Annotated in this window: 9 protein-coding genes and 3 pseudogenes; 4 read left to right on the plus strand and 8 right to left on the minus strand. The window is 61.1% G+C overall.

Annotation, left to right across the window (positions count from 1 at the left end; all coding sequences use genetic code 11):
- Positions 1-79 precede the first annotated feature (79 nt).
- The 3 genes and pseudogenes from EN786_RS34590 to EN786_RS34600 form a co-directional block, all read right to left on the minus strand.
- Positions 80-479: pseudogene (locus EN786_RS34590) on the minus strand (DUF3085 domain-containing protein).
- A 10-nt stretch (positions 480-489) separates the two neighbouring features.
- Positions 490-1,092 (minus strand): DUF1419 domain-containing protein, encoded by a 603-nt coding sequence (locus EN786_RS34595; RefSeq protein WP_135909777.1) that lies wholly within the window; start codon positions 1,090-1,092, stop codon positions 490-492.
- A 143-nt stretch (positions 1,093-1,235) separates the two neighbouring features.
- Complete coding sequence (locus EN786_RS34600; protein WP_135909779.1) at positions 1,236-2,198, minus strand: DUF3991 and toprim domain-containing protein; 963 nt, start codon at positions 2,196-2,198, stop codon at positions 1,236-1,238.
- A gap of 437 nt (positions 2,199-2,635) precedes the next feature.
- On the opposite strand from EN786_RS34600, the gene EN786_RS34605 reads away from it, so the two are divergent.
- The gene (locus EN786_RS34605) at positions 2,636-3,265 is read left to right on the plus strand and encodes a hypothetical protein (RefSeq protein ID WP_135909781.1); all 630 of its coding nucleotides are present in this window, start codon (positions 2,636-2,638) and stop codon (positions 3,263-3,265) included.
- Positions 3,266-3,796: 531 nt separating this feature from the next.
- Positions 3,797-4,858, plus strand: a complete 1,062-nt coding sequence (locus EN786_RS34610; RefSeq protein ID WP_135909783.1) for an Ldh family oxidoreductase — start codon at positions 3,797-3,799, stop codon at positions 4,856-4,858.
- A gap of 179 nt (positions 4,859-5,037) precedes the next feature.
- Here EN786_RS34610 and EN786_RS34615 read toward each other — a convergent pair.
- Positions 5,038-6,122, minus strand: a pseudogene (locus EN786_RS34615) (HPP family protein).
- 93 nt (positions 6,123-6,215) lie between these two features.
- On the opposite strand from EN786_RS34615, the pseudogene groEL reads away from it, so the two are divergent.
- Positions 6,216-7,238 (plus strand): annotated as a pseudogene (groEL, locus tag EN786_RS34620) (chaperonin GroEL); the annotation flags it as partial.
- Between the two features lie 538 nt (positions 7,239-7,776).
- Positions 7,777-8,028: a hypothetical protein gene (locus EN786_RS34625; protein WP_135909785.1), complete on the plus strand. Its 252-nt coding sequence runs from the start codon at positions 7,777-7,779 to the stop codon at positions 8,026-8,028.
- Positions 8,029-8,131: 103 nt separating this feature from the next.
- On the opposite strand, the gene EN786_RS38040 is transcribed toward EN786_RS34625, so the two are convergent.
- The 4 genes from EN786_RS38040 to EN786_RS34640 form a co-directional block, all read right to left on the minus strand.
- Positions 8,132-8,299: a hypothetical protein gene (locus EN786_RS38040; RefSeq protein ID WP_189524354.1), complete on the minus strand. Its 168-nt coding sequence runs from the start codon at positions 8,297-8,299 to the stop codon at positions 8,132-8,134.
- A 127-nt stretch (positions 8,300-8,426) separates the two neighbouring features.
- The gene (locus tag EN786_RS34630; protein WP_135909787.1) at positions 8,427-8,831 is read right to left on the minus strand and encodes a hypothetical protein; all 405 of its coding nucleotides are present in this window, start codon (positions 8,829-8,831) and stop codon (positions 8,427-8,429) included.
- 68 nt (positions 8,832-8,899) lie between these two features.
- Entirely contained in the window at positions 8,900-9,112 is a 213-nt protein-coding gene (locus EN786_RS34635; RefSeq protein WP_135909789.1) for a hypothetical protein, read from the minus strand.
- Between the two features lie 66 nt (positions 9,113-9,178).
- Positions 9,179-10,447: a hypothetical protein gene (locus EN786_RS34640; protein WP_135909791.1), complete on the minus strand. Its 1,269-nt coding sequence runs from the start codon at positions 10,445-10,447 to the stop codon at positions 9,179-9,181.
- Positions 10,448-11,307: the final 860 nt, after the last annotated feature.

The following is an 11,307-nucleotide window of genomic DNA, read 5'->3' on the forward strand; positions in this document are numbered from 1 at the left end:
TTTCCTGAAGTGAGGGCGCGCGCGAGCCCCGGCCGAACAGGTCGGCCGGGCGATCGGCGACGCGGTTTTTTGGGAAGGGTCACCGGATGAATAGCGAGAGCGCGATGTCGGTCTCGGTGAGCACAACGTTGAGATGCGTGGCGCGAAGATTCCGGTCGAAGAGCGGAACCAGCCGCTCGACCTCGATGAACTCGATGCCGTCGTCGCCGCCGAAGTGCCGGCGCTTGTAGTGCCACCAGTCGGGATTGCCGACCGGGTCGGCATTGCTCCGAATAGACGACGAGGGGGCGGGCGTTCTTGGCGAGCTTGCCGTTGGATAGGATGTAGACGCCCTGATCGCCGACCAGCCAGATGCCGGGCTTCTCGCCCTCGCCAGGCCGTGTCCCGTAATAGGGATTGCGGAACCCGCCATTGGCCGCCGCGTCGGCAATGCCGCGATCGATGACCTTGCGGATCGCAAGGATGGGAAATGTGAGCATCGCCTCCCCCTCACGCCGCTGCCCTGAGGGGCAAGTGCCTGAGATGAACCGGCAGCTTGGCCGCGATCTCCTCGTCGCTCAGGTGATCGAGCAGCTTGAGCTCGCTCCGGCCCCGGCCGTAGACGAGCACGGTGCGCTTGCCGCGATGCTCGGGCTGCCAGCGCTCGCCGGCATAGCCGCGGTAGTCGTCATGTGTGGCGCTCCAGATATGCTCGAGGCGCTCTGCATGCGTCATCGCCTTCACCGGCGAAGACTCGCGCTCGACGATGGCGTCGCGCATGCGCTCGGGCGAGCCCCTGTCGAAGAGGTCGCAATAGCCGTGGAAATACCGGATGCGGCCGTCAATGGTCAGCGCGAAGAAGATGCTGGTCACCCTGTCGGTGAGGAACTCGCGCATGGCGAACATGCCCGCGCGTATCCAGAGCGGCGGCAGGATGTCGAGCATGTAATCATGTTCGGGCCGGGCGATCTCGAACCACTCGCCGGCGAACAGCGCGCCGTCGTCGTTCTGCCAGCGGTTCGGGCGCTGGGCATGACGGTCGAACAGGCGGAACATTTGCCGGCGGTCGGCGATGCCCTGGTAGATCTTGCGGATCGGAGAGGTGGGGTTCATGAGGGGGGCTCCTTCAGCCTCGTCGGGCCGGAGCGCGGCTCATCCTCTCGGGACTCGCCATCGTCTTCAGCCCTTCCTGACCCCTTCCCGCGGCCGCCTCTCCGTCCGGACGGGTCAAGGGCCGGCATCAGCCGGGCGAAGCTTCACCCTTGACGCGGCCGGCGGGCATGCGGCAGCCGGGCTTGCTTGTCCCTCCTCTTCTCCTTCTCCACTTCTTTCACCGCACGCAGGTCCTCGTTCCAGTCATCGGCCGCAGGGCGCAGCCGCTCGAAACCGCACCCCGCCTCCACCGCGACCGCCTCGAGCCGGTCGGCATAGATGTCGCCCTGGACATTGTTGTCGGTGGCGGCAATGAGAAGCGCGCCCTGCTGCGCCGCCAGCCTCCAAATGGCAGCCTCGGTCGCCGGCGCCCAGCCGCCGCCGGTGCTCAGATAGAGGCTGTCGGGGCGCACCTGCTCGATCGCCGCCATACTCATGGCATCGATCGCGGCCTCCGTGACGCAGAAGCGCACGGCATCGTCACGGCCGAAGCGAAACAGGACCTTCGCGCCTCCGGTGGCAAATCCCCGCCACTCTGGCCCACGTTCTTCCCAGCCGGTGACCGCACTGGTCTCATCGGTGTGCGCGGCCCACATGCTGCCGCGCGGGCCCTCGCGCAGTCGGCCCTGGCGGATTGCCGCGCCGATGACGGTCTCGGGGAGACGGCGCTCGTCGCTGAGATAGCGGCAGGTCATGGAGCCGCGCCATGGTTTGCGGCGGGCCCGCCAACGCTCAGGGATAGAAAGGTCCGGTCGAGTGCTGTCGGGAAGTTTCGGCCAGACGGGCTCGCTGGGGACGAACCCGATCAGCTCCGCCACATGGTCGAGCGCTTCCACAAAGGGGACGCCCTCAAGGTGCTCGACCAGGCGGAATACGTCTCCCTTGGCGTCAGACAGCGGATCGAACCAGCCCTTGCCATCGTGGATGACGATGATGATGTCGCCGCCACGGCGGTATTTGATGGCGCGTTTCGTGCTCTCCTTGCGATCGACCGCGAAGCCCGCCCGCTCCAGCACCGCGGCACACGGCACGCCGCTTCTGAGTTCCTCGACATCGCTCTTTTCCATTCCACTCCCGGCGCCCATCAGGTTCCGGCCTTTCCTGTTCGGTTTTCTTCCCGCGATCCCGCGGGACCAGACCCCACCGCCGCGAAGAGCGAAGGGGGCAAGGGCGCGGCTGGCAACTGAGGAATTCCGCAGGGGTCAATGGGATTGCCAGCCGCGGCGCAGCCTCCCTTGCCGCCGTCCGCTCGCAAGCGGCACGATCACAGCGCATCGACGCGCCAATCAGGAGGCGGCTGGAAAGCAGTCCGCGCAGCCCGGCAATTCGTACAGGGTGAGCCGCCAGGTTCGAGGCCGGGGTGTTGCGGTAAAAGCTGTTTTGGACAAGACTTGCCCGGCAAATCAGGGCGTTTCGCCCGGCGATCTTGCTGTCAGCAAAAAACACGATCGCGGTTATGTTGAATCGAAACCCGCGCAAACGGGATCGTCGAGGGAATGGTGCGATGACGATAGTGGACAGGCTGCGGGCCTGCTGGGGATTTAGTCCGAATGTCGACCGAAATGTCGCCCTGGTGGACGGCTTTCTGAATGGCAAGACCGTGACCGAGCTGGCGCAGGAACATCGTCTTTCAAAAACAAGGACGCGCCAGATCATCGAAAAGGCCGACCGGGTCGTGGGCGGGGGTATCTTGACCAAGGCCGAACCGTCCGAGGCCCCGCCACGATCCGATTTCATGGCGGCCTATCGGTACGTGTGGAGCCTGGCGGAGAGGCACCGGCTCGGGAGCGTCGCGCCCTACCATTTTTTCAAGGAGCTGCAACGCGCGGGATCACTGGAACAGCTTGTTGACCGCATCAAGCGATATCCCAAGCGTGCTCCACTGACATCCGAGCTCATACGCCTCGTGTGGCTGAAGGAGACGGGCGAAAGCCCCTGGCCGGCGATGAAGCGATCGAAGATCACGATTGCGGAACCAGGCTGTGCGGCTGATCATCCAGATCGCGGGCTTCATTGCCAGCGCGCGCTGGAAGCGGCTGTCCAGGAATTGGTTGAGAGCGCCGCGGCGGCCGGATGGACCAATGACGAGATCGCGGGTGCACTCCTCGAAGTCGCGCGCGCACATCAAGGGTGACAATTGCGCTGAGAGGTTACCGTGCATCCGGGCCGAGGGCGGACGGGAGAGTTCGCCAGCCATTCGCTACGGTCAGGCCTCGCCGGGTCGGCCGAAGAGCGCTACTCCAGAAGCAGCTCAGCCACGCCTCGGCCGAGAAGTGGAAGGCACAGGCGAAAGGTTGAGGAACAACCATCATTGACGCGTCCAGGGCGATGGCCAGATTGCCTTCGCGCGGGTGAGGATTGCCCCCATTGCCAGGATAAGGACTAAACGTGGCTACAGGTACGGCTGGATCTCTGATCACGCGAATGTAGTTCGCGGCGACGTCGTTCGCGGCGATTGACCCAGCTAGCGACGGCGGTATAGTTTCATCAGCTTTCCCGGTTATGAGCTCCACGACAGATCATCGGAGCTTGGACATCGCCGCTTTGCCAACGCGATGGACCTTCGATGAAGCCTCTTCCTCAAGAGCGTAACCGCGCCTTACGAGTCAACACGGACAGGCCGGCTTGGCTTGACCTAGTCTCTTAACAACTTTGACAGAGTCAAATGACAGCGCAGCGGTATGCCTATCAGGATCTTCTCAGCTTTTCCTCGCAGCTTCTGACCCGCGCCGGTCTGCCTCAAGTGCGCGCTGAAGTGGTAGCGCGGCAATTTCTAGAAGCCGATCTGCTTGGCTATTCCACTCATGGAGTGCAGCGTCTGCCGAGCAACTGCGATTGGCTGCTGAAGGGAGAAACCAATCCCGACGGCCGACATATAGTGCTGCAGGCGACCCGATGTTGCGAAACTTGGGATGCGGATTTTCTCCCTGGGCCATGGGTGGCTGCTCAGGCCGTGGACCGTGCTTGTGAAATGGCCGCCGAGAACGGGCTGGGCTCAGTCGTGGTGCGTCGAACGCAGCACGTTGCATGCCTCGCCTCTTATCTCGAGCGCGGGACCGATCGGCGCATGATGGTCATGATCACCGTGAGCACGCCGGCCGAGGCCGTCGTAGCTGCTCACGGCGGCCTGACGCCAATTTTTTCCTGCAATCCGTTTGCCGCAGGCATTCCTACCGGGGAAGCACCGATCCTGATTGACACCACCTTGGCGATGTCGGCTCAGGGTCCGATGAACCGAGCCCAACGTCAGGGAACGATGCTGCCCTACCCGATGATCATGCGTCCGGATGGCGACGTCAGTGCGAATCCGGCCGATTTTGCGGCTGGCGGTGCTATCTTGCCGCTCGGCGGCATCGAGCAGGGTCACAAAGGAACTGGCTTAGTTCTCCTAACAAAGGCCCTGACAGCAGCGCTGGGCGGATATGGACGGGCCGATGGAGCTGAAATCGGCGAAGCGAACGCCCTGTTTGTCCAGGTTCTCGACCCAGCCCATTTCGCCGGACGTGCTGTTTTCGAACGTGAGATGCGATTTCTTGCTCAACGCTGCCGAGCAAGTCGAGTTGCGCCGGGTAGTGATCCGGTGCGTGTTGCGGGTGACCGAGCTCTGATGCTCAAGCGCGATCAGTTACGCGATGGTGTCCGTCTTCTCGACTCCATCCTGGATGATATCCGCCCTTGGGCGGAGCGGCTCGACTGTACTTTTCCAGCGCCGATTGCCCGGTCGTGATGAAAAAGTTACTGTATAGTGGCGTCAGGCTACAGGAATTGTCGCCTGACGCATTGCACTATGCAGGACTGCGCTCGTCTGCGCCGGAAAGGTCGCCGAAAGCCCGGGAAGGACTGCTCCCTATCCGAGATCGCGAGTGATTGCCCGCCCACATCCCATCTTGTCCACGCGGTTGGCCGCTATGCCATGGCTTTGAGCGGCGACTTGTCTGCCGCCTGCGCGCGCGCCGCCGCCGCTAGCAGGTCGGTCTGGGTGATCAGGCCAAGGATGTTGCGCTCGGCATCGACGATGACTACGGCATGGCTGCGGCCGTCGGTGAGCACGGGAAGCACGCTCATCGCCGGCGTGTCGGGAGAGGCGGTAGCAGTCTTCGACATAACGCCCTTCACCGTATCGGCCCCCTTAGTCAGCTCGCGCAGGCCCACGGCGCCGACCAGTCGACCGTGCGAATCGACCACTGGCAAGGTGCGGATGTTGTGGTCGAGAAGCTGCTTTCGCGCCTCGTCGATGGCAGCGTTTTCCGGCACCGAGATCACGTCGCGGGACATGATGTCCCGGCACAGCAGCGTGCGGTGCGAGCGCACCATCGCCTGCAGCTCGACCTGCCGCAGCAGCCTCTCGAGGTCGTCGCGGCCGATGTCGAAGGTTTCGTCCAAAGCGGCGAGTGCCGCATCGACATCCTCGGGCCGGAAGCCGACGCGTTTGGTGGGCGGCGCATCGGCGGTGCCGTGACTGTTTGCGGCGGGCACGTGGACATGCGGATAGTTCCGCCGTGACAGCAGGTGGAAGACCAAGCCCAGCGCCACCAAAATTGTCGAGTTCAGCGCCACCGGCACCAACGGGAACAGGAAGCCGAAGCTGAGCACGGCCGGTCCGCCGAGCACGGCCGTCAGCGCCGCGGCACCGCCCGGCGGATGCAAGCAGCGCGTGAACGACATCGTGGCGATCGCCAGCGCCACAGCGAGGCCCGACGCGATCACCGGATCGTCCACGAAATGCGCCACTGTCACGCCGGCCAGCGCAGAGATCGAATTGCCGCCGATAATTGACCAGGGTTGCGCAAGCGGGCTCGACGGCACGGCAAAGACCAGCACGGCGGAGGCGCCCATAGGGCCACCAGCAGCGCCATATGCTGGCCGCCGCCCGTGGCGAGCCCGCTGATCACGCCGGTCAGCGCGATGCCAATCGTGGCGCCGATGCAGGCGAGCAGCCGCTCGCGTAGCGTCGCACCGGCAAGGATCGGAACAAAGAGGCGAAAAGCCATTGTAAGCCCTGGGGCGAGGTGGAATTCTGCGCTGTTCGAAATGCCGCCGAAGCCATGGATTTGAAAGTCAAACCAATCCGAATATTCGCGTTTGCGGATCTGGAAGACGCCTACATCCTTCTCCATGAGAAGAAGCTTTCCAACCTGCAGGCCATGCTGCCGATCCTCGAGGCTGTCGTGCAGACCTCGAAGCCGCTGGTCATCATCTCGGAAGACGTCGAAGGCGAGGCTCTGGCCACGCTGGTCGTCAACAAGCTGCGTGGCGGCCTGAAGATCGCCGCCGTCAAGGCGCCGGGCTTCGGTGATCGCCGCAAGGCCATGCTGGAGGACATCGCCATCCTCACCGGTGGCCAGGTCATTTCGGAAGACCTCGGCATCAAGCTCGAGAATGTCGGCCTCAACATGCTCGGCCGCGCCAAGAAGGTGTCGATCTCCAAGGAGAACACCACCATCGTCGACGGCGCCGGCAAGAAGGCCGAGATCCAGGGCCGCGTCGCCCAGATCAAGCAGCAGATCGAGGAGACCACCTCGGACTATGACAAGGAGAAGCTGCAGGAACGTCTCGCCAAGCTGGCGGGCGGCGTTGCCGTCATCCGCGTCGGCGGTGCGACCGAGATCGAAGTCAAGGAAAAGAAGGACCGCGTCGATGACGCCCTCAACGCGACCCGCGCGGCCGTCGAAGAAGGCATCGTTCCCGGCGGCGGCGTCGCACTGCTGCGCGCTTCGCTGAGCATCAAGGCTGTCGGCGCCAACTCCGACCAGACCGCTGGCATCAGCATCGTGCGTCGCGCGCTGCAGGCTCCGGCCCGCCAGATCGCGGCCAACGCCGGTGCGGAAGCATCGATCGTTGCCGGCAAGATCCTCGAGAACACGGGCGCGACGTTCGGCTTCAACGCCCAGACCGGCGAATATGGCGACATGATCGCCATGGGTATCGTCGATCCGGTCAAGGTCGTGCGCACGGCTCTCCAGGACGCGGCCTCGGTCGCCGGCCTGCTGGTCACCACCGAAGCCATGATCGCGGAGGCTCCGAAGAAGGAGTCGGCTGGCGGCGGCATGCCAGGCGGCATGGGCGGCGGCGGCATGGGCGGCATGGGTGGTATGGGTGGCTTCTAATCCAACCCATCAGTCTTCAGATACGGAAAGGGCGGCGGCGACGCCGCCCTTTTCTTTGGCGCGAACCTTGGTCCGAAAAAACGATCAGCGCGACCGCCCGCCATCGGATGCAAATTTTCAAAGCGACGTTCCGCGCATGGTTGTCGACGGCGGTGTCCAGAACGTCCAAGGATTCTCCAGTCGAGGACACCCTCCGGGTGCAACGCATGAACGCTGTGAAAAAGGCTGAGATTCCTGTGCTGAGTTCTCTCCGAGCCATCGCCTTGCTCCATTCTTGGCACCTGCCGTTGAGCGTTGGGCGACTGCGAAGGAAAGAGTAGTGAAAGGGTCAGACGTTGCGATGGGCCGACCCGGCACCACGGGCCCACCCACTACATCGGCTGGCTGCATGCGAACAAAACGATCGAAGCACCAGCCCGAAGCGTAGCCCTTTTTACCGGCAGCTGAAAATCCAGGTCCATCAAGAGCATGAATCGGTCACCTGTGATCGATTCAGAAAACGCGTTGGACGCGCCTGATATACTCAGGAACGTGAAGTATGAACAGGGGCGGCCACCATCTTCATTGCATTGTGAATCTTCTGCGGCTGCGCGATGGGTACAACAAAGTCGGCTGTGCGGGCCATATGATCGTCATGGCGATCGCACTGAAAGCAGGACAGGAGATCGAGAGCGCGGGCCGGGAGGTCGGCGGTGAGCCGCTGGCGTCGTGGCTTCTAAGACATCAACGTCTTCGAAAACCGTTGGAGAATACCTGGGGGCGGGTGGACGAAAGCGTGCGATCGGCCTAGACGACATTCGCACCTCCCCAAGTCCGCCGAGAGCACTATGAAGCAGCAGCGACCCTTTGTCGTCGAGATCAAACAGAAGCGTGGGCTCGTGAACCGGCCACAGTCAATCTGGGCCGGCATCGACCTGGCCGCCGTCACGAACGCTTTGCAAAATTCCCGCCGCCAAGAACGGTGTCAATGAACGCGGGAACTCGTCATTGGTCAAACTTAGAAGCATCCCGACGCCGCTGAGACGGGCGAGCAGGTACTTATCACGAACAGCGTGGCCCATCTCTCTCCTCCAACCAAAGAGCGAGGCATCCCCCATGCGCGTCCAGCGTGCAAGCGGGTCGCACGCCAGAGCAACAAGGCTTCAGCAAAGGCGAAGGCGGACGCGACCGGCCGCGTCCCGACGGGCTTCACACAGCTGGCTGTTCCGGCCTTTCAGCGACGATAAGCACAAACGCGGTGTGATCTCCCGGATCCTGCGTTTGATGCCAGTAGCGGCAGCGGTGGTTCCCATCGATTAGACGTTCCATGTCACCATAGACCAGCACGATAAGTGGCCCGTCGCTCGGGCGCGCGTCGGACTTGCTCCGATTGGCCAGTTTCGCCCACTCGAGCTTCGGTCGCAAAACTTTGGTCACGACTGTGTTCACCGCGGTGAGCACGGGGAGTTCCTCGGGCTTGAACAGGCCCGAAAGATTCTTCCGAAAGAGCCGATTCAACGTATCGGCTGGCGTGTGGCTTTCACGCTTCCGATGGTTGCTCAATGCCGCGCAGGCAGCATCGAAGTTCTGCTCGTTTTCGGGGAAGCTGATCATAGTGCTCCGTCCTCGGGCGGGTTGATCAGTCTCGACGCTGCAAAGCGCCACCGTTCGCGGGGCGCGTGTCAAGAGGGCGGCTTGACGGTCACCATATCCCATTCGCCATTCCCGCGTTCGCTGGAGGCGTGGTGAATGAGAACCTCATATTCGGGGTTGAATGACAGAAACGCCTTCACCGAGCGATCGAAGGCCAGTATGCTTGGCCAGTCCACGCGCTCTGGCGACAGAACCAAATGGCCATCGGTCTCGGTGATCTTGCAATCCGGCAGTGAGATCATTTCTTGCTTTCCGCGCTTGTTAGATAGCTGGGCCTGGCGTTCGGTGGCTTTTCGGGATCGCGACAGTCAGCCTTCATCTGTCTGCAATTTCTTCAAATCTTTGCCGGTTAGCGATATTTCAGCTCCTGGCATTTTTAGGTTCACTCCCGAAGCGCGCCCTAATATCGCCGAAGCCAAGTAATCAGCCGGGTGCATATCAGCTGATTCATCCTTTTCACCTCTCGCAAACAGATTGCGTGAGATGGTTTCAAGCAGGTGTTCTGGCATCGGCTTTTCCTGAGAAAGCCTCCATTCCAGCGCCGCCTCAACTACCCAGCTCGCGCGATCAATGTCCAAATCGAATTGCTTAAGTTGAAATTCCGCGTCTGCGTATCGTTCAAACCATCTGTTCATCCAGCGCAGGTACCAGGCGATTAGGCCGAGGAGCGCAACAGTCAGGCCCACAGGCTTTAGACCTGAGATTATAATCTGAGCCGTCGTAGCGCCGGCAGGCAGCGAGCTCAGAGCGTTCGCGTAGTACGCAAGAAAGCCCACCAACACCGCCGATGAGCCGATGACACCCAAATGGATGGGAGTCCGGTTGCTTTTCGTCTCTGGCGTAATTTGGAACTTATTTGAGCGTGCAACGATCTTCGATTTTAGCTCCTGGTGAAGCTCACGCCGCGCATGTGTGTTGCTGCGGTCGTCTAAATCTTTCTGCCGTGCCGCCAGTTCCTCTTCTGTCCTTTGCAAAGCCCGCTTTGCTTCCTCGATCGTTTTTTCCGCTTCCGTCTGTCGAGTGGCGAACTGTGCATCAAGCTGAGCGTTCCGTTCGTTATATTCCTCCTCAAGTCTGAGGCGAACCGCTGCCGCTTGCTCACCAACATTGGCCACAGTGCGCTGCAACTGCTCGATCATCTTCTGATGAGATTTCATGAGCAGCGTAAAAGATTGGGAATTGTGAAACAGCTTGGCATTCTGGTCAGTGTTTGCCAGAAATGAATCGCTGATTAGCTGGTTGAGACGCGACACTTTCTCAGGCGGAACGCCGTCCTTCGGGTTGTTTGTAATGCTTAGAACATCGAAAGCAAAATCTGCATTTGACGCGATGTTCCGTTCAATGACGAGGTTGAAGTTGGCAGCGCCGATAGTAGCCGAGTAGATCGTATACCGATCCGATGAAGCTAACGAATGCGTGCGCCATTTTTCGTCGTTAATCGGAAACTGCTCACCCCGCGCCGATCCAATCTCACTAATGCTGCAACTGGTTGCGTCCACCATTTCAGACGCTGATTTCAAAAAGCTAAGAAGATCGGCGTCTCTAAGACGCGGCACCTGAAATTTATAGTCGGCCATTTTCCCCATCCCACACCCGAGGAGCAAGGGTAGACCATTTAGGATCGGGGGACGCAACCCTGCGCTGAAGCTTTGCCATGGAACCTTGCCACGGGCCTGGCGATCGGGCTGGGAATGGCTGCACGGCCTGGCGCTGGCCGGCTGAGGCGCTCAGGTTGAGTCGAGCATCTGCCGCGCTTCGGCAAGCCACTGCTGTCGCTTGGCAGTTAATTATGAGAATGTAGAGTCAATGATTTCAGAGGCTTAGCTTTGCACCTAATTTGAGAATGGGTACTTAATTTGAGAATTCGAGGCGACGTATTGCACTTAATTTGAGAATGGAGCGCACGAGAATCGGCGGAGCCGTTTCTGCTGTGGCTTGGCACAGCGCCGAACGAATGCCCAAATCGCGCGGCCTGAGAGTTAATGCCTTAGCAGTTAATTTGAGAATCCTGGCCTTCGGCATTCTCAAATTAACTGCCTAAGTGATCGAAACCGCCGCATTCTCACGTTTAAGGGGTGGCCACCATCTTCATTGCATTGTGAATCTTCTGCGGCTGCGCGATGGGCACAACAACGTCGGCTGTGCGGGCCATATGATCGTCATGGCGATCGCAGTGAAAGCAGGACAGGAGATCGAGAGCGCGGGCCGGGAGTTCGGCGGTGAGCCGCTGGCGTCGTGGCTTCGAAGACATCAACGTCTTCGAAAACCGTTGGAGAATACGTGGGGGCGGGTGGACGAAAGCGTGCGATCGGCCTAGTCTTACTGAGTCAGAAAGTCGCGGATGCGGGGGGATTCGCGCTGGTTGCGGATTTGTTAGCGTGCTGATTCGTGATCAGGGAAGCGCCCCGCCATGCCCGACTGGACAGCCGAGAGTGAA

The organism is Mesorhizobium sp. M4B.F.Ca.ET.143.01.1.1, from assembly GCF_004792275.1.
Lineage (GTDB): Bacteria > Pseudomonadota > Alphaproteobacteria > Rhizobiales > Rhizobiaceae > Mesorhizobium > Mesorhizobium abyssinicae.

Excerpts from the sequence above, each read along its gene's own strand:
- EN786_RS34630 (WP_135909787.1), bottom strand. The coding sequence starts at position 8,831 with ATGATCAGCTTCCCCGAAAACGAGCAGAACTTCGATGCTGCCTGCGCG.
- EN786_RS34610 (WP_135909783.1), top strand. The coding sequence starts at position 3,797 with ATGACAGCGCAGCGGTATGCCTATCAGGATCTTCTCAGCTTTTCCTCG.
- EN786_RS34635 (WP_135909789.1), bottom strand. The coding sequence starts at position 9,112 with ATGATCTCACTGCCGGATTGCAAGATCACCGAGACCGATGGCCATTTG.
- EN786_RS34640 (WP_135909791.1), bottom strand. The coding sequence starts at position 10,447 with ATGGCCGACTATAAATTTCAGGTGCCGCGTCTTAGAGACGCCGATCTT.
- EN786_RS34600 (WP_135909779.1), bottom strand. The coding sequence starts at position 2,198 with ATGGAAAAGAGCGATGTCGAGGAACTCAGAAGCGGCGTGCCGTGTGCC.
- EN786_RS38040 (WP_189524354.1), bottom strand. The coding sequence starts at position 8,299 with ATGGGCCACGCTGTTCGTGATAAGTACCTGCTCGCCCGTCTCAGCGGC.
- EN786_RS34595 (WP_135909777.1), bottom strand. The coding sequence starts at position 1,092 with ATGAACCCCACCTCTCCGATCCGCAAGATCTACCAGGGCATCGCCGAC.
- EN786_RS34625 (WP_135909785.1), top strand. The coding sequence starts at position 7,777 with ATGAACAGGGGCGGCCACCATCTTCATTGCATTGTGAATCTTCTGCGG.
- EN786_RS34605 (WP_135909781.1), top strand. The coding sequence starts at position 2,636 with ATGACGATAGTGGACAGGCTGCGGGCCTGCTGGGGATTTAGTCCGAAT.